The 18,179-nt window shown below is 46.5% G+C and carries 15 protein-coding genes and 1 pseudogene; 8 read left to right on the top strand and 8 right to left on the bottom strand.

Annotated elements, in window-relative coordinates; genetic code table 11:
- Window positions 1–5: 5 nt before the first annotated feature.
- Entirely contained in the window at window positions 6–1,064 is a 1,059-nt protein-coding gene (cax, locus tag M1D98_RS04245) for a calcium/proton exchanger (protein ID WP_121642146.1), read from the bottom strand.
- A 168-nt stretch (window positions 1,065–1,232) separates the two neighbouring features.
- Here cax and M1D98_RS04240 point away from each other — a divergent pair, with 168 nt between their 5' ends.
- Complete coding sequence (locus M1D98_RS04240; protein ID WP_268529384.1) at window positions 1,233–2,408, top strand: MFS transporter; 1,176 nt, start codon at window positions 1,233–1,235, stop codon at window positions 2,406–2,408.
- Window positions 2,409–2,675: 267 nt separating this feature from the next.
- Here the strand turns inward: M1D98_RS04240 and M1D98_RS04235 are convergent, their stop codons facing one another.
- From M1D98_RS04235 to M1D98_RS04225, 3 genes are read right to left on the bottom strand one after another with little or no spacing between them, the layout of a single operon-like run.
- A complete protein-coding gene (locus M1D98_RS04235) occupies window positions 2,676–3,503 on the bottom strand; it encodes a YihY family inner membrane protein (protein ID WP_010330290.1) in 828 nt (275 codons plus the stop codon).
- Between the two features lie 22 nt (window positions 3,504–3,525).
- Window positions 3,526–3,846, bottom strand: a complete 321-nt coding sequence (locus M1D98_RS04230) for a hypothetical protein (RefSeq protein WP_121642144.1) — start codon at window positions 3,844–3,846, stop codon at window positions 3,526–3,528.
- Between the two features lie 17 nt (window positions 3,847–3,863).
- The gene (locus M1D98_RS04225) at window positions 3,864–4,334 is read right to left on the bottom strand and encodes a low molecular weight protein-tyrosine-phosphatase (protein WP_121642143.1); all 471 of its coding nucleotides are present in this window, start codon (window positions 4,332–4,334) and stop codon (window positions 3,864–3,866) included.
- 203 nt (window positions 4,335–4,537) lie between these two features.
- Between M1D98_RS04225 and M1D98_RS04220 the strand changes: the two genes are divergently transcribed.
- Together M1D98_RS04220 and M1D98_RS04215 are read left to right on the top strand one after the other, a co-directional pair.
- Window positions 4,538–4,753, top strand: coding sequence for a DUF1128 domain-containing protein (locus tag M1D98_RS04220; RefSeq protein ID WP_010330293.1), 216 nt, complete (start codon window positions 4,538–4,540; stop codon window positions 4,751–4,753).
- Window positions 4,754–4,855: 102 nt separating this feature from the next.
- On the top strand, window positions 4,856–6,058 hold the full coding sequence (locus M1D98_RS04215; RefSeq protein WP_268558959.1) for an MFS transporter: 1,203 nt from the start codon (window positions 4,856–4,858) through the stop codon (window positions 6,056–6,058).
- Between the two features lie 40 nt (window positions 6,059–6,098).
- Here the strand turns inward: M1D98_RS04215 and yfkM are convergent, their stop codons facing one another.
- Window positions 6,099–6,617 carry a general stress protein 18 gene (yfkM, locus tag M1D98_RS04210; protein WP_010330295.1) on the bottom strand — a complete coding sequence of 173 codons (519 nt, stop codon included), beginning with the start codon at window positions 6,615–6,617 and terminating at the stop codon, window positions 6,099–6,101.
- A gap of 243 nt (window positions 6,618–6,860) precedes the next feature.
- Here yfkM and M1D98_RS04205 point away from each other — a divergent pair, with 243 nt between their 5' ends.
- Window positions 6,861–11,249: a multifunctional 2',3'-cyclic-nucleotide 2'-phosphodiesterase/3'-nucleotidase/5'-nucleotidase gene (locus M1D98_RS04205; protein WP_268558960.1), complete on the top strand. Its 4,389-nt coding sequence runs from the start codon at window positions 6,861–6,863 to the stop codon at window positions 11,247–11,249.
- 36 nt (window positions 11,250–11,285) lie between these two features.
- On the opposite strand, the gene M1D98_RS04200 is transcribed toward M1D98_RS04205, so the two are convergent.
- Window positions 11,286–11,951, bottom strand: a complete 666-nt coding sequence (locus M1D98_RS04200; protein WP_121642139.1) for an NAD(P)H-dependent oxidoreductase — start codon at window positions 11,949–11,951, stop codon at window positions 11,286–11,288.
- Window positions 11,952–12,089: 138 nt separating this feature from the next.
- Window positions 12,090–12,562, bottom strand: a pseudogene (locus tag M1D98_RS04195) (GntR family transcriptional regulator).
- A 158-nt stretch (window positions 12,563–12,720) separates the two neighbouring features.
- Here M1D98_RS04195 and M1D98_RS04190 point away from each other — a divergent pair.
- The 4 genes from M1D98_RS04190 to M1D98_RS04175 are packed head-to-tail and all read left to right on the top strand — an operon-like array spanning window position 12,721 to window position 16,710.
- On the top strand, window positions 12,721–14,262 hold the full coding sequence (locus tag M1D98_RS04190; RefSeq protein WP_456280035.1) for a spore germination protein: 1,542 nt from the start codon (window positions 12,721–12,723) through the stop codon (window positions 14,260–14,262).
- Window positions 14,243–15,397: a Ger(x)C family spore germination protein gene (locus M1D98_RS04185; protein ID WP_456280034.1), complete on the top strand. Its 1,155-nt coding sequence runs from the start codon at window positions 14,243–14,245 to the stop codon at window positions 15,395–15,397. The genes M1D98_RS04190 and M1D98_RS04185 overlap by 20 nt, the downstream gene beginning before the upstream one ends.
- A 15-nt stretch (window positions 15,398–15,412) precedes the next feature.
- Window positions 15,413–15,613, top strand: coding sequence for a hypothetical protein (locus tag M1D98_RS04180; protein WP_121642137.1), 201 nt, complete (start codon window positions 15,413–15,415; stop codon window positions 15,611–15,613).
- Between the two features lie 23 nt (window positions 15,614–15,636).
- Window positions 15,637–16,710 (top strand): endospore germination permease, encoded by a 1,074-nt coding sequence (locus M1D98_RS04175; protein WP_121642136.1) that lies wholly within the window; start codon window positions 15,637–15,639, stop codon window positions 16,708–16,710.
- On the opposite strand, the gene M1D98_RS04170 is transcribed toward M1D98_RS04175, so the two are convergent.
- Window positions 16,707–18,122: an amino acid carrier protein gene (locus M1D98_RS04170; RefSeq protein ID WP_435577042.1), complete on the bottom strand. Its 1,416-nt coding sequence runs from the start codon at window positions 18,120–18,122 to the stop codon at window positions 16,707–16,709. The two genes, M1D98_RS04175 and M1D98_RS04170, sit on opposite strands and share 4 nt — an antisense overlap.
- Between the last annotated feature and the right edge of the window lie 57 nt (window positions 18,123–18,179).

Below are 18,179 nucleotides of genomic sequence, written 5' to 3'. Positions count from 1 at the left end.
TAAGGTTATAGAAGGAAAAAGCCGATCGCCATAATGACATAGGCGGCAAGCAGCGTCGCCCCTTCAAACCAGTTGGAATCGCCGTCATTCGAAATCGCGATCATCAAGAGAACGGACGATACCATCGCCACGAGCTCCGGCAGCGTGAACACAAGCGGCATGCTTACCGGGAAGAAGATGGAACAGATCACAAGAACCGGTGCAACAAACATAGCAATCTGCAGCGTCGAACCCACTGCGATTTCAACAGCAACGTCCATTTTATTTTTATAGGCCATGATGACGGCGGACGCGTGCTCCGCGGCATTACCGACAATCGCCACGATGATGACCCCGATAAACAGCTCACTCCAGCCGAACTGCTCAGCTACAGAGTGGAACGTGTGAACCAGGTTTTCAGATATGTATGCCACTGCAATCGTAGCCGCAAACAAGACAATTGTGGCCATCTTGCCTGACCACTCCGGCTCTTCCTCTTCCACATGCTGGCCGTCATTGTTCTTCGGCTGATAAACACCGCGGTGCGTGACGAGTTTAAAATACAGAGCCGCCACATATAACAGCATTAATATAATGCTGATGCCGATGCTTAAATTAAGCTTGCCCACGTCGCCCATCCCTACAGAAAATACCTCCGGAATGACAAAAGCGACAATGATGGCAAAAATCAATAGACCGGAGTTATGGCGCGCATCATGAATATTAAACTCCTGCCGCTTATATTTTAAACCGCCGACAAAAAACGATAGCCCGGCCACCAGCAGCAGATTCCCCAGCACTGAACCGGTTAAAGAGGCAAGCACGATACCGGTCAGGCCCTCCTTCAGTGCAAATAGAGAGATGATTAACTCAACCGCATTCCCAAAGGTGGCGTTCAACAAACCGCCGATCCGCGGGCCTGCGATGATTGATAATGATTCTGTCGCCCTTCCCATATAGCTTGCAAGCGCGATAATCGTTACGCAATACAAGGCAAAGAGAATGACAGAAGGCCAATGCATCAAACTGCCGATTACAGAAAGCGGAACACCCGCCGCCACTAAAATAAAAAAAATACGATTCATAGTGAATTGGCTCCTTTTATATGACTTGTTTTATTTGTATTCTTCACAAAAATCATCATGATTACACGAGGTCGCATGTTCACATGTGATATAGGCTTTTTTCAGGTTGCCTGCTATTGGAAAACATTGTACGATCAACATAGATTCCATATAAGGAGAACAGACACGATGTCACGATTTCATTTTTTTATCCTAGTCTTGCTCGTTTCCATTTCCGGGTTTTCACAAGGCATGCTGCTGCCTGTCATCTCGATCATCTTTGAAACAAATGGGGAATCGGCCGCTATTAACGGCCTGCATGCGACGGGACTCTATATCGGCGTGCTTTTGGCTTCGCCGTTTATGGAAGCGCCGCTTAGAAAGCTCGGATTTAAGCCGCTGATTGTCATCGGGGGAAGCATTGTCATTTTAAGCTTGTTTGGATTTATTTGGCTTCAGTCCGTTTGGATCTGGTTCCTGCTTCGCCTGTTTATCGGAATCGGCGACCATATGCTTCACTTTTCTACGCAAACGTGGGTGACTTCGATGTCATCAAAACAAAATCGCGGAAGAAACCTGTCTGTTTACGGACTTTCCTTCGGCCTTGGCTTTGCCGCGGGTCCTTTCATGGTTCCGCTTGTCAAGCTGAGCCCGGCGCTGCCTTTTATCGTGTCCGGCTGCTTCAGCCTGTTTGCGTGGCTTTTTGTTTTCTTTCTACAAAATGCATACCCGGAAACCAATCCTCACGAAACCAAATCAGACAATAGCTTCAGGCGGTTTTATCAAGCGTTACTCTTTGGGTGGGTTGCCTTTATGCCCACATTCGGCTACGGCTTTCTTGAGACGGCGCTAAATGGAAGCTTTCCTGTATATGCGCTCCGGCTGGGGATATCTGTGGACGCAGTGGCGCTGATCCTTCCCGCATTTGCGATTGGAAGCATTATTTTTCAGTTTCCGCTCGGCATCCTCAGCGATAAATACGGGCGGCGAAATGTGCTGCTTGTGATTTTGCTGACAGGAGCGCTTTGCTTTTTGATCGCCGGCGTATTCCCTTCGCCTTACGTGATCGGATGCTGCTTTTTTATGGCGGGAATGGCAGTCGGATCAACCTTTACACTTGGCATCAGCTATATGACAGACCTTCTTCCTCCCCACTTGCTGCCGGCGGGGAACCTGCTTTGCGGCATTACATTCAGCCTTGGCAGCATCCTCGGGCCGATTGCCGGCGGCTGGTATATGCAGACATTTGACAGCGCAAACTTATTTTATTTCATTACCCTCACGCTTAGCGGTATCTGGCTAGCTCTTGTGCTGGGCAAACCGAAAAGCTGGTCACCAGCCGAAACCTATTCTTCATCTTCATAAACAAAAAGCCTAAAACGGTTTGCGTTTTAGGCTTTTTGTCATCTTTTCAGCTTGAGTCAATGCAAGTTTGCCGCATGTTAAAGCCTCCTGACATGACATCAGGAGGCTTTTATGCTAATGATAGCCGTTTTGCCCGTTGGCGCTTCCGCTTGTTTTATGGCTCGGTTTGCTTTTCGAATTTTGTTTGTTATGGCTTCCGCCTTTTTTCTTGCTCATCACGATAGCCCCCCGACATCAATTTGAACCGAAGTTCATTTATAGGATGCGCTAATGGTAGGGATTTTCATCAGGAAGCTTTTTACGTTTATGTAAAAGAGCGTTGATTTCTCCCCCAAGGATAATTAAAATGCCGCTCAAGTAAAACCAAATCATCAGAACGATGATTCCCCCGATGCTTCCATATGTGGCGCTATAGTTCGCAAATGTGCTGACGTAAAATGAAAACAGGGTGCTTACAACGATCCATCCAACGGCCGCAAACAAAGCGCCCGGCATGACAAAACGGAGGGATAGTTTTTGGTTCGGCGCGATAATATACAGGGCGGAAAAAACGATCAGCAGCACAAGCGGGCTGACCCCCCAGCGCACTGCAGACCAAACGGATAAAAACAGATCCGATGCGCCGACGAAGTCTGAAGCAAGCACCCCGATCTGCCGGCCGAATACCGGCAGAAGCAAGGCCACTAAAATCGTAAATACCATGGCAATCGTCAAAAAAATTGAGGTTAGACGAACGATGATAAAAGAGCGGTTTTCATCCACTTCATACGCGTGGTTTAGCGATCGGACGATGGCGTTCATTCCATTAGACGCTGACCACAAAGCCGCGATAATCCCGAATGACAGCAAACCGCCATTTCGGTTGTTTAAGGTTTGTTGGGTAATGGATTCAACGAGGGACATCGCGCTGGCGGGCGCGTATTGTTTGACAACTCCCAGAACATCATCGGTAGAAATCGGAAGATACGCGGTGAGCGTCAGCATAAAAATCAAAAACGGAAACAATGACAAGAGAAAAAAATACGCCAGTTCCGCTGATTTGCTCGGCCCCTCATGCAGGGTGTATCTGCTGAAAAGCTCTTTCAAAAAATTCATGTCGCCTCACCTCGCATGTTGATCATTTTTTTGAAAAATGCTCTTTCGTTTCTTGCACAAGCTCCATCACTTGCGGCGTTGTTTTCTTCAGCTCTTTCACCTGCTGATTGACAAACCCGACTTCATTGGACAAGGATTTTGCCAGCTTCTTGGCTTCATCCATTTTTGTAATGACCGTGTTTTTCAACAGCTCCGGATTGCTTTTATACAGTGAAAGTTTATGCTTGCATGTCAGCCATCTCATGCCGCATGCCTGTCTTGTCGGCTTATGGAGCAGCGATAATGCTGCGCCTGCCGCAGCTCCGAGAAAAATACCTTTCAGCATCAAACGTTCGTTGTTCATGCAAATTCTCCTTTCACTTACAGTTGTTTTTCTTTTTGAATGGCTGTAAGCAGCTGCTCACAGCCCGATTTGATTAATTGACAGACCTCTTCAAAGTTCCCTGTGTAGTAAGGATCGGGAACATCGGCCAGATCTGAATCTTCAACATAGTCCAAGAGCCTTTTGATATGCGGCGTGTTCTTAAAACCCGCCATGCTTCTGAGACTCCCGATATTTTCTGCATCCATCGCAATCACGTAATCAAAATCGTCCAGATCCTGTTCGCTGACTTGCCTCGCCAGCATGCCCTCAAAGCTGATTCCTTCTCTCTGCAAGATCTCCTGTGTTCCTGCATGCGGCGGATTGCCGATGTGCCAGCCGCCGATACCGGCTGAGTCCGTCTTGATTTTCCCCTCTAATCCTTTTTTGGCTGCCAAGTCCCGAAACATCGCTTCTGCCATCGGAGACCGGCAAATGTTTCCTAAACAAACAAATAACACGCTTATCATGTTGTACAACCTCCCTATTCTTTGCCCATATTTCTCTAAAAAAAAACCTTCATGACTATCTTAGTAGGATGTTCATTTTCTTTTCAACTGATGTCTCCACTTTTTTGAAAACAAGAGCTTGCTCTTAGAATAGGGTTTTTTTCTGATTGAATTCTGTTAGAATAAAACATACCGAATATCGAGCTAAGAAAGGATGGAGCCATTTGTCCAGCCCAAATACAGAAACATTAACTCAAATGATTGAAGAGATTTCCCAAAAACTGAACATGCTGAATGTCGGCGTGATCAAAGCGGAGGATTTTAGCGATGAGAAGATCGAAGACCTCACGTACCTTCACAGCATGGTGATGAAAAAAGAATCATTCAGCCCTAGTGAAATGCAAGCGATTGCTCAAGAACTAGCCTCGCTTCGAAAGTAATGGAGACTGGCCGGAAACCCGGCGAGTCTTTTTTATCATTTTTTCTTAAAATAGGTCATGAAAACAGCAAAATGTTCGAATCAGATGTGAAGGAGTACAAGCATGAAAACGACATCTATCAAAACAGCCTCCGGAATGTATATCAACTACTTCTTTCTGGGAATGGTCAACATTATTCTCGCATCCAATATGTCCTCCTTAACAAAACAGTGGAATACCGACCCGACCGGCATCAGTTATGTCATTGCCGCTATCGGATTTGGCAAGCTGCTGACCTATGGCGTTTCCGGCGTGTTATCAGATAAAATTGGCAGAAAGCCGCTTGTTGTCGCTTCTGCGGGAATCATGTCCGTCTTTTTAGTCGGTATTCCTTTATCACCTAGCTATGAACTTGCGTTTGTGTTCGCCTTATTAGCTGGAGCCGCAAACTCGGCAATGGATGCCGGCACCTATCCAGCCTTAACCGAACTTTTCCCGGGTGCTCCCGGATCGGCAAATGTCTTGGTCAAAGCCTTTATGTCTGTCGGGGCCGCACTTTTGCCGCTTGTGATCACATATTTAGCAGACCACGGCATGTCTTATGGAGTTGCTTTTTATCTCCCGGCAGCAGTCTATGCGCTGAATATCGTTTATTTATCAACACTTTCGTTTCCCAAGAAACAGAAAAAAACCACTAACAGCGCACAACAGGAAGCTCCGGCTTTCTTGTCTGAACCCGTTTTTCGAAAAGAAGGCGCCGCATTGATCATGATCGGGTTTACATCAACGGCTTTATTTACGGTCTCTCAAATCTGGCTTCCGAGCTATGCTCAAAAAGCAGCTGGTTTGGCTGAATCAGCTTCCGTGCAATTGCTGAGCTATTACAGCATCGGATCTCTGACATCCGTTTTATTATTGGCCGTTCTGCTGAACAGATGGGTAAAGCCAGTCATGATTACGCTCTTATATCCTGTGATGACTTTATGTACACTCGCAGTCATGCTGACGGTTCATGTGCCAATTGTGCTGGATATCACCGCTTTTTTCTTAGGCTTTTCAACCGCGGGTGTGTTTCAAATCTCCATTACATTAATGACAGAGCTTTTCTGGAAACGCAAAGGTACCGTTACCGGAATTGTAGCGACGGCTTCAAGCATCGCGTCGATTGTGCTGCCGATTGCCACCGGGCTTATCGCAAAAGCGGGAGGCATCGCCCATATCTTTATGTTCGACTTCTGCATTGCGGTCCTCGGAACAGCCGCAGCCGCCTTCTTGTATTATAGATACAGGAAACTGACGGGTGCTCAGGCTGATGTCAAACTGTAATCAACAAAAAACGGACGCCCCGCGGGCGTCCGTCGTTTTCTTATTTCTCAAGCAATGCCAACGATTCACGATTAAACGCCGGAATATCATCCGGTGTGCGGCTTGTGACCAATTGATCTTGGCAAACAACCACTTCCTTGTCCACAACGTCGGCACCTGCGTTTTCCATGTCAACGCGAATGGACGTGTAGCCTGTCGCTTTACGGCCATCGAGCGCTTTCGCGTTGATTAAGAGCTGCGGGCCGTGGCAAATGGCGAATACCGGCTTTTTGTCAGTCATAAACGCTTTCGTAAACTGAACGAAACGGTCATCGGCGCGAAGCTGATCTGGTGAAAATCCTCCGGGAATCAACAGCGCGTCAAAGTCTGAAGGGTTTACGTCGTCAATGGACGCGTCAACCGTCACTTCCGCGTTCCCCTGCTTGCCTTTTACGGTTTTGCCTTTTTCATTTTCGATAACAGTCAGTTCATGTCCCGCATCTTTAAAGGCTTTCGCAGGCTCAGTGTATTCGCTGTCCTCAAAATAATCTGTCAAAACAACTGCAATTTTTTTCCCCATTTTTCATAACCTCCCGTTTAATCTGTCTACATAAAACACTCTTCCCCAGCCACACTAAAATAAACATTTTCGCAGGCCAGAGAAACGATAAGCATAAATGCCCATCATTTGCCGTTTGACGATATTACATAATACTCATTTTTCTCCCTTTTACAATAATTATAAAGAAATACCTACAAATAGTAACAAAATATTCTTACAATAGGAGCTGTAACACAAATTTCGTTGAAAGGTGGAGAACTGGTGAGAATACAGAAAAGACGAACGTACGTCGGCAACATTCTCCGTATTCTTTTGCCCCCTATTATGATACTTAGCCTAATCCTCCCAACACCACCCATTCATGCAAAAGAAAGCGCGGCCCCTCAAGTGCATCTGAGTATTTTGGCCACGACTGATATTCATGCCAACATGATGGATTACGATTACTACAGCGACAGAGAAACGACGGATTTCGGGCTGGCAAGAACGGCACAACTGATCCAAAAGCACCGCCAGCAAAACCCCAATACCCTGCTTGTGGATAACGGAGACTTGATTCAAGGGAATCCGCTTGGAGAATACGCGGTGAAGTATGAAAAAGACGACATTATCTCCGGCGCGAAAACCCATCCGATTATCAGTGTCATGAATGCGCTGGATTATGATGCCGGCACGCTGGGCAATCATGAATTCAACTACGGGCTCGACTTTCTCGACGGCACGATCAAAGGAGCCGAATTCCCGATTGTAAATGCAAACGTCAAAACAATAAGCGGGAAAAACCGTTATACGCCGTATGTCATTACAGATAAAACCGTCACTGACGAAAACGGCCATGAGCAGAAAGTAAAGGTCGGCTACATAGGCTTCGTTCCGCCGCAAATTATGACATGGGACAAAAAGCATCTCGAAGGTCAGGTGCAAGTGCAGGATATCGTAGAATCCGCCAATGAAACGATCCCGAAAATGAAGGCGGAAGGCGCAGATGTCATTATCGCCCTCGCCCACAGCGGCATTGAAAAACAAGCCCAATCGCCAGGCGCGGAAAATGCCGTATTTGACCTAGCCACAAAAACAAAAGGCATTGACGCGATCATCTCTGGCCATCAGCACGGACTCTTCCCATCCGTCGAGTATGCGGGTGCTGCCCAATTCGATGTTGAAAAAGGCACGATTAACGGCATTCCAGTCGTCATGCCAAGCAGCTGGGGCAAATACTTGGGCATGATTGACCTTAAACTCGAAAAGACGGACGGCTCATGGAAGGTGGCAGATTCCAAGGCCAGTATTGAATCTATCGCAGGCAACGTCACATCCGGTAATGAAACCGTTACAAACACCATCAAACAAACGCATCAAAACACACTGGAGTATGTCAGAAAACCAGTCGGCAAAACAGAAGCCGATATTAACAGTTTCTTCGCGCAGGTGAAAGATGACCCTTCCATTCAGATTGTGACCGATGCGCAAAAATGGTACGCCGAAAAAGAAATGAAGGGTACCGAATACAAGGACCTCCCGATTTTGTCCGCTGGAGCGCCGTTTAAAGCGGGCGGCAGAAACGGAGCCAATTACTATACGAATATTCCGGCCGGAGATCTCGCCATTAAAAACATCGGTGACTTGTATCTTTACGATAATACCATTCAGATTGTCAAGCTGACTGGAAGCGAGGTCAAGGACTGGCTTGAGATGTCAGCAGGCCAATTCAATCAAATTGACCCGTCAAAAGGCGGCGATCAAGCCTTGCTGAATGACAATTTCCGATCCTATAATTTTGACGTGATTGACGGTGTCACATATCAGGTCGATGTGACAAAACCGGCGAAATACGATGAGAACGGAAAAGTCATCAACGCGAATTCTTCCCGGATCATCAACCTTTCCTATGAAGGCAAGCCCATCAGCACGAATCAGGAATTTCTCGTCGTCACCAATAATTATCGTGCGTCCGGAGGCGGCGGTTTCCCTCACCTGACAAGCGATAAGATTGTCCACGGCTCCGCGGTTGAAAACAGGCAGGTGCTGATGGATTACATTCTTGAACAGAAAACAGTCAATCCAAAAGCGGACAACAACTGGTCAATCGCACCTGTTTCCGGCACGAATTTGACGTTTGAGTCCTCCCTTTTGGCCAAGCCATTTGCGGATAAAGCAGACGACGTCGCATATGTAAGTGAGGCTGCGAATGAGGGCTATGGTGTATACAAGCTGCAATTCGACGATGATTCAAATCCTGAGCCACCTAAGGACGGACTGTGGGATCTGACTGTCATGCACACAAATGATACGCATGCCCACCTCGATGACGCGGCGAGACGAATGACGAAAATCAACGAGGTTCGAGACGAAACAGACCGCAACATTCTCCTTGATGCGGGAGATGTGTTTTCCGGTGACCTGTATTTCACAAAATGGAATGGTTTAGCCGATTTGAAATTGATGAACATGATGGGCTATGACGCCATGACCTTTGGAAACCATGAATTTGATAAAGGTCCGGCAGTGCTTTCTGATTTTCTCAGCGGAAACAGCGCAACAGTCGATCCAGCCAACCGTTATCACTTTGAAGCGCCTGAATTTCCAGTCGTCAGCGCAAACGTCGATGTGTCAAATGAACCTAAGCTGACTTCATATGTCAAAAAGCCGCAAACCTTTACAGCAGGTGAAAAGAAAGAGCCCGGCATCCACCCTTACATTCTGTTAGATGTTGACGGTGAGAAAGTCGCCGTATTCGGTCTGACTACGGAAGATACAGCCACCACCTCAAGCCCGGGCAAAAGCATCGTATTTCATGATGCGTTTGAAACAGCGCAAAACACAGTGAAAACGATTCAGGAAGATGAAAAAGTAAACAAAATCATCGCTTTAACCCATCTCGGGCATAACCGCGATCTTGAGCTGGCCAAGAAAGTAAAAGGCATTGACTTGATTATCGGCGGGCATACGCACACCCTCGTAGACAAAATGGAGGTTGTGAACAACGAAGAGCCGACGATCGTGGCGCAGGCAAAAGAATACGGCCAATACTTGGGACGTGTCGATGTCGTGTTTGATGAAAACGGCGTAGTGCAAACTGACAAATCAAATCTGAGCGTGCTGCCAATTGATGAACATACGGAAGAAAACACAGAAGCAAAAAAAGAGCTTGATCAGTTCAAACATGAATTAGAGGACGTCAAAAATGAAAAAGTCGGCTATACGGATGTGGAGCTTGACGGCCAGCGTGAGCATGTGCGCACGAAGGAAACGAACCTCGGAAACTTCATTGCGGACGGCATGCTCGCAAAAGCGAAAGAAGCAGCAGGCGCCAGAATAGCGATCACAAATGGCGGCGGCATCAGAGCCGGCATTGACAAAGGCGATATTACACTCGGCGAGGTGCTGAACGTCATGCCGTTCGGCAACACGCTTTATGTGGCCGACTTAACCGGAAAACAAATTAAAGAAGCCCTTGAACAAGGCTTAAGCAATGTGGAAAACGGAGGCGGCGCCTTCCCTCAGGTGGCCGGAATCCAATATACGTTTACATTAAACAAGGAACCCGGACACCGAATTCTTGACGTCAAACTCGAATTACCTAACGGAGACACGGTTCATCTCGATTCCGATAAGACCTATCGCGTGGCAACGAATAACTTTGTCGGCGCCGGAGGAGACGGATACTCTGTCTTTACGGAAGCGTCCCATGGTGAAGACCTTGGTTACGTAGATTATGAGATTTTCACTGAACAGCTGAAAAAACTAGGAAACAAGGTCTCTCCTAAAATCGAAGGACGAATCAAAGAAGTATTCCTTCCGACAAAGCAGAAGGACGGCAGCTGGACACTTGATGAAGACAAATTCGCAATTTATGCCCAAAATACCAACACGCCGTTTGTCTACTATGAAACATCTGAAGGATCTCAGGAAAAGCCTATCAATCTTAAAGTAAATGAAGATCAGGTTAAACGTTTGAAAGAAAGAGAGTCAGATCCTTCATTGACAGTGTTCAACTACTGGTACAGCATGAAGCTGCCAATGGCGAACCTCAAAACCGCAGACACAGCAATCGGCATCAAGTCAACGGGAGAATTGGACGTTTCACTTGCAGATGTGTATGACTTTACAGTGAAGCAAAAAGGAAAAGAATTGAAATCATTCAAGGAGCCTGTACAGCTTTCGCTTCGCATGTTTGATATTGAAGAAGCTCATAACCCTGCTATTTACCATGTTGACCGGAAAAAGAAAACATTCACTAAGACAGAACAGGGTTCAGTTGACGATGATATCGTGACAGGATATACAACCCATTTTAGTGAATACACGATCTTAAATTCCGGTGCGAACAATAAACCGCCGGCATTCCCGTCCGATCAGCCGACAGGCGGTGATGACGGCAGCAATGGCGGAGGCTCCGACAAACCAGGCGGAAAACAGCCGCCTGACGGGAGCGGAGGAAAAGATACACCTCCCGGCACTGAACCAACAAACGGATCGGGAGGAAACGGATCAGACGGATCGGGAACGGACGGCCCGGCTGGCGGCTTGCTTCCGGACACAGCCACATCCATGTACTCGTTTCTCTTGGCCGGATTACTGATCAGCGCGCTCGGAACGGCATTGTACTTGCATCAGAGGAGAAAACAAAATAAAGCGAATCAAGCATAAAAAAGAGCTGCTCGTTTTGCGAGCAGCTTTCTTACTTTAAACCCATTTCACAACATCTTCAACAGCAGATCTTGTTTTCGGACGAGGGTCTCTCACACGGTAGCCAAACGCCACCATCACAGAAATGTCGAAGCTTCCGTTTTCCAGAAGGCCTTCTTCTTCAAGAATACGGTGAATGTGATCATACTGGAAACCTTCCACAGGGCAGGAATCAACGCCGATTTGCGCAGCGGCAGTCATCATGTTGCCAAGCGCAATATATGTTTGTTTTGAAGCCCAGTCAAACAATGTTCTGTCACTTTCAAGCAAATGCAGATCGTGTTTCTGGAACTCTTCCGTTTTGCTGAGATAGCCTTCGTAAACGTCCTGAGGCATTTGTTTTACTTCTTTTAAATGATGTTTGATGTAGTCCGCATCGTATTTGATATCCTTCGCTGTACGCGCAAGAATCAGAACGAAATGGCTTGCGGTTGGAAGCTGCTTTTGCGCGCCCCATGTGTATTCGCGAAGCTTCTCGCGAAATTCCGGATTTTGAACGACAACGAATTTCCAAGGCTCAAGGCCGAGTGAACTCGGAGACAGTCTTCCTGTTTCTAAAATAAATTCAAAATCGCTGTCTGATACTTTTTTATTCGGGTCAAATTCCTTTGTCGCATGTCTGAAATGGTATGCGTCCAGAATTTGTTTCTTTACATCTGCCATGTTAAACACCTCTCCTTTTGGTTACTCTCATCTCTATTGTAGCCATTATGATAAAAAGTAAAAGTACGCACATTTTTGTTGGATAGTATCAATTTTGATACCAAACAAAAAAAGCGCGCTGCCGCAGGCAGGCGCCTCTCATTTCCCCCGACGCGCAAAATCCACAAAGCGGAGTTTGTCAAGGCGGTGTCTGCTTTCCGTATATTGAAAGAGACTCGAATCCTCCAAAAAGACGTAGTTTCTCACCACGACCATATGGTCATAACCGCGCAAATCGAGCAGCTCTGACGGAGTCTCCAGCCCGAATTTGTATACAGTTGTTTTCGTTTCTTTGCCAAGCATTTGCGCGAGCTCCTTGAAACTGACATGGCCTGAGACAGAAAACTGCATTTTTTCACGGTTGAGAACGATCGATCCCTTCCCCCTGATTTTCTGGATATAGCCGTTTTGCGCAAGCATATGAAGCGCTTTGCTGACCGTTTCTCTTGATGTATCATGCTGTGCGGCCAAGTCGTGTTCAGACGGAAAATTATCTCCTCCGCTTTCCACCGGCCGTCTTCAATGTGTTGTGCGATGTCTTTATAAATTGTGATCAATTTATTCACCTTCATTATGGACCACCCAGCTTAGTTTAGATCGTTTCGTTACATGCAGTCCACAATTTTTAAGGCGCTTTCATCCCAGTCGGGGAATATCTACACCAGACAAGGTTACCCTAAAAGTCACAAACACTTTATGCATAAGATAATGAAAAAGCGGGTGAGCCTCTATGAATAAACGCGACAAAGCGCTTCAACTCATCAAGGAGCTTGAAAATAATCAGGACAGGCCGATATCTCCCGATTTGAAGGAAAATCTCGATACGCTGACCTTATTAACAGAAGGGTGCTCAGATATTGTATTTAGGCAATTTGACTTTGGAAACGGGCTGTGCGGATTTATTGTTTATATCGAAGGAATTATAAAATCGGAACATATCCAAGACCACGCTCTCCGCCCTTTCTTGAGGCATCTGACGGATCAGATAGATGACCATGAAGAGTCGCTGCAAAACACACTATCGATTTCAAGCGTTGCGTCAGAAACAAGTGTAAGCAAAGTGGCTGAATCCATCATTGAGGGGAACGCGGTTTTATTCGCCGACGGACATTCAAAAAGCCTGATCTTGAAAATCAAGGGCGGCCAAAGAAGAAGCATTGAAGAACCGATAACAGAATCGACCATAAGAGGATCGAGAGAGGGCTTCACTGAAAGCCTCAGGGTCAATACTGCTCTTGTGCGTTTTCGAGTCAAAACGCTCCAGCTTAAGATGATATCGTTTAAAATCGGCACGAAAACCAAAACTGACATTGTCTTGGCCTATATTGACGGGCTTGCCGATCCAAAGGTTATTGACAAAGTGAAAAAAAGAATCAAAAACATCAAGATAGATGCCGTGTTAGAAAGCGGATATATTGAGGAGTTTATCGAGGATGACACGTACTCGCCTTTCCCCCAGCTGCAATATACAGAAAGGCCCGATACCATCGCCGCTCAGCTTCTCGAAGGCCGATTCGCCATTTTTACAGATAATACGCCTTTTGTTTTAACAGGCCCGATCACGTTTTGGCAGCTGATGCAGGCCAGTGAGGATTACTATGAGCGCTATTTGATGTCTAACTTAATCCGTTGGCTGCGTTATATGTTTTTATTCGTTGCTCTTTATTTGCCGGCTATTTATGTTGCCGTAATTACATACCATCAGGACTTAATGCCAACCAACTTAATGTTCAGCGTGGCATCTGCCCGTGAACCGATACCTTTCCCCGCCATCGTGGAAGCATTGATAATGGAAATTTCCTTTGAGGCTCTCCGTGAAGCGGGTGTGCGCCTGCCAAAAACCATCGGCCAGACCGTCAGCATTCTCGGGGCCCTTGTCATCGGGACAGCCGCCGTTGAAGCCGGGATTGTGTCTGCCCCGATGGTGATCATCGTATCGTTAACAGGGATCGCGTCCTTTACCATTCCAAGGTTTAATTTAGCCATTTCGATCAGAATGCTGCGATTCCCCTTTATGTTTTTGGCAAGCATCTTCGGGATATTCGGCATTATGCTCGGCACGATTATTTTAGTGCTTCATTTATGCAAACTGCAATCGTTCGGCGTCCCTTATTTATCGGGAATTTCTCCGTTTAAACGTGATGAAGTAAAAGATATTTTTGTGCGGGCACCTTGGTGGACGATGACAAGACGGCCAAGCACGTATTCTCGAGAAAACGGACAGAAGGGAGAAAGAAGAGAGGAAACTCATGATGAAGAAAACAATATTTAAGGCTGTTATTCCGCTTCTCGTTTGTATACCTCTCGCCGGCTGTTGGGATCGGACGGAAATCAATGACATTGCGTTTGTTGTCAGCTCCGCGATTGATAAGAAAAAAGACAAATATCAAGTAGCATTGGAGATTCCCTTAGTCGGACAGTTAGGCGGACAGACAGGGGGCGGCGGCGGAACTGCCGGTTCAGAAACATGGTATGTTGATTCAGCTTCCGGCACGACGATCAGGGAAGCGAGCAACAAACTGCAAACCGCCTTGTCCCGGACGATCAATACGTCCCACAGGCGTACGGTCGTTGTTGGAGAAGATATGGCGAGAGAAGGCATCGCCCCAGTTTTTGATATTTTAACGCGAAATCCGCAGAACAGATTAACGGCATTACTATTAATCAGCCGGGGTGAAGCGCGCGATATTATCAATACTGAAGTACAGCTGGAACAGTTTCCAGCGGAGATGATTCGGGAGCTGGCCATTATGTCCACAAACCGCCCCGTTTTTTTAAGCAGGTTCATGTCTGACCTATTAGAAAAAGGCAGTGATCCGTATGCGCCGGTCATCTCCTCCTCTAAAACAAAGCCTGGAGGGAAAGGAAAACCCAATTTAAAAATTGACGGGCTAGCGATATTCAAAAAGGACAGATTGGTTGATATTTTAAAAGATGAGCACATGAAAGCTGCCCTGATGTTACTGAATCAAGCCCGCCAGCCAGAATTCATATTAGACCTGCCGAATCAAATGGGGAAAGCGACGATTCAGCTTCAAAAGTCCAATGCATCCTTCCATGCGGCCGAAAAAAACGGAAAGCTGTCGATGACAATCGAGATTAGAGCCAAAGGCATCATTATGGAAAATCAAACCACTTATGAAACGAGAGAAAATGACCAATTTTACATTATACAAAAAGCATTAAACAGGGCGGTAAAGGAAGACGTGACCAGCACCGTCCATCGGCTTCAAAAGCGAAAGGCGGACCCGGCCGGCTTTCAAGACCAAACGATAAGAAGCATGAACATCACGAAGGATCTGTTGACAAAGGAATGGGACGAGGTCTATAAGGACATGGAGATTCATGTACAGCCAATTGTTACGATTGAACAAGGCGGAGTCTTATATAAAACGATCAGCCATTAATGGAGGTGCGTCTGCATGATCAATTATATTGTACAGGCATTGATTGTGTGCATTGCCATTTACGCATACGAGTGGAAGAATTTTCATTCCGCAAACACCGCCACGAAGTGGGTCTTCAGCCTGCTGGTTGCGGGAAGTACTTTTCTGTGGATTTATATGAGAGTGAACCCCCTGCTTCCGCGGCTGGGGCACCTGTTTAAATATATTCCGTTTTGAACATGACAGAAAGGATGTGCTTTATGGATAAGACCTCCGCATACCAAGGATTATTTTTCGGAGCGCTGTATACGCTAGCGGTCGGACTGAAGCATGCTCCGATCCTCATGATCGAATCGGCAAAACAAAACGCCTGGCACAGCTACATTCTCGGCGTTATTATCGTCATTCCGGCACTCTGGCTGATGCACAAGCTGATGAAAAAACAGGATAAAAATATCTATGAGCTGCTGAGCGATTCTTCACCAATTGCCGGCCGGTTTATCATTTTTCTGTTTTCTTTATATTTCCTGTTAATCAACGCTCATGATATCCGTTTTTTCATCAATCTGATTAATATTTTATTTCTCCCGAGAACACCGATGGCCGTTCTTGGAGGCGCCATTATTTTTGTGGCGATCTGCATTGCCAGAGAAGGAAAAGAAACGTTGACCAGAATGGCGCAGCTCTTTTTAATTCCATTCGGCACCTTGGTCTTGTTCCTTCCATTTACACTGGCCACGCAAATTGAGCTGCAAAATATAACACCGGTCTTTGAAGGGCCGGTCCAATACCTTCAGTCAGGTTTTTACGCCTTTGGGACAATGGGGGAATTAATCATCCTGCCGCTCCTCTTCTCAAGCCGGAGCGTCCCGCTGAAACACACCATTTTTGCGATACTGCTGGGAGCTTTATTGCTTGGTGTGATGTTATTTTCTTCAATTGCTGTCTTCGGTCCCAACCTGACATCTACTTTTTTTGATCCGGCTTATATGGTGATCAGGCAGATCCGCATTACTGATTTTCTGGATCGTTCAGACTTGATCATCGCGGCCTTATGGATTCCGGTCATTATGGTGAAGATAGCCGGTTCGCTTTATATTGTGGTATACGGGCTTTCCTTCTTACACTCAAAAATCGACCTGAACGCCATGTATACACCAACCGGCATGTTTTCGCTCGTATGCAGCTTTTGGTTCTTCCTAAATACAAATCAGCTGATCGACTTTAACAGAATCAAGCCGATCATCAATGTAGTCATTTCCCTTTTGCTTCCTTTATTCATCTATTTCATCATCAAAAGCAAAGCGATGTTCGGCGCCAAAGCAAAACACTAAGAGTTTTTGGCTTCTTTTGTCTCATAAACAGCATTCTGTTTCGTTTTTCCCCTGTCTTTCAAGTAGTACTGTTCAGATGTGAAAAACTCGGTATACAGCGCTTTTACCTTTCTGCTTAATAACAGCAGCGCGATAATATTCGGAACGACGATAAAAACCAATGCTAAGTCCAGAAAGCCCCAGATGGCTTTTGCTCCGCCTGCGGCCCCTATGATGATAGCCGCTAAATAAAAGATTTTGATCACATGTCCTGCCAGCCGCCCGAACAGAAATTCAGCTTGCTTCACGCCGTAAAAAATAACAACCATAATGGTCGATATCACAAAGAAGACAAGGGAAATCGAGACGAAGTACCCTCCTCCAGAACCATAATAGTGCTGGAATGCATCCGTCGTCAGTGCCGCCGGATCATTTGAGGCATTTCCCCCTGTCCAAACACCGGATGTAATGACGATAAACGCCGTGGTGGTGCAGACGATCAAGGTGTCAATGACAATGCCGATCACAGACCAAAACCCTTGCCTCACAGGGTGATCCGTCATGGCCGCCGCATGTGCAATCGGGGCTGTTCCCATTCCGGCTTCATTAGAATACAGCCCGCGGGCAAAGCCCCAGCGAACGGTTTCAGCCAGCGCAGCGCCAGCGAACCCTCCAACTGCTGAAGTTGAGGTAAACGCATTCGAAAAGATAAGAGAGAAAAACGCCGGAACCGCTGAAAGATTCGTGAGAAAAATCAGGAGGCCGGCCCCAACATATGCCCCTGCCATAATAGGCACGACGAACTCTGTTACTTTTCCAATCCGCTTTACCCCTCCTATTACCACTAATCCAATCAAAAACGCAATTCCGATTCCCGCGTATATTTTATTGAAAGAAAACGTTTCGGCAAGAGAGACTGAAACCGAATTCCCCTGAACCATAATGCTCGGGATCAGTTCCACGATCAGCGCAACAGAGAAAAATACGCCGAGCCACTTCATCCGCAGCCCTTTTGTTATGTAATACATCGGTCCTCCGACAAACTCCCCCTGCTCATTTTTTTCCCTGTAATGAACAGCAAGCACACTCTCAGAAAACTTAATCGCCATGGCAAATAAGGCAATAAACCACATCCAAAAAACCGCTCCGGGGCCGCCAAACATAATAGCGGCAGGCACACCGACAATGTTCGCCGCGCCGATTGTTGAGCTGAGGGCGGACGTCAATGCCTGAAGCGGTGTGACTGTACCCTCTCCCTTCGGCTTCTTTCCTACGCTGCCAATCGTTTGCTTAAAGATATATAAAGGATAACGAAATTGAAAACATTTCAGCAAAATGGTGAAATACAATCCCGTTCCCGTCAGCAAAATGATTAGCGGCGGCCCCCACAGCCAATCAGATATACGCTCTACCCATTCTAATAGTCGTTCCATCCCATCACCCTTTTTTCGTTTATGAGTCATTTCCCCCACGACGGATAAACATAAACA

The sequence above is a fragment of the Bacillus sp. K7 genome, assembly GCF_053903245.1.
This window is presented reverse-complemented; position numbering and strand designations above follow the sequence as displayed.